The sequence below is a fragment of the Pseudomonas sp. AC463 genome (genome assembly GCF_979253585.1).
In genome coordinates this window covers 1-368 of the sequence record NZ_CEEDDZ010000228.1, presented here as the reverse complement: position 1 = coordinate 368, position 368 = coordinate 1, and the positions used below count along the sequence as shown (strand labels likewise).

General features: G+C 61.1%; 1 protein-coding gene. It reads right to left on the bottom strand.

The genetic code is table 11. The annotated features are described in order from the left end of the window. On the bottom strand, positions 1-368 hold a 368-nt coding region (locus AC0IYH_RS29905), incomplete at both ends, for a Ku protein (RefSeq protein ID WP_471837716.1).

Sequence of the window (368 nt, the reverse complement as noted above, 5' to 3'; positions counted from 1 at the left end):
GTTCGGCATCGGGCTTGTCGTCCGGGATTTCGCGGAAATACCCTTGAGCCTTGTGAACCTCGTCGGCGTAGCGCAGCGTTTCCAGCACCATGCCGCGCCCGCACGGTTTCAGGCTGACGACATATTCTCGGCCGCGCATCGCCAGCTGGCCCAGTCCTACCTTCTTCGTCCGCCGCAACGCCTCGCGCAGGACGATGAACGCTTCCTCCGCCAGATCGTCGGCGGGAACCACGAAATAGGGCTTTTCATAATAGAGCACGTCGATCTCGGACGCGTCGACGAACTGCGTCAGCTCCAGCGTCTTCTTCGATTCCAGCTTCACGGCGTCGATCTCGTCCTGCTCCAGCAGCACGTATTCGCCCTTCGAC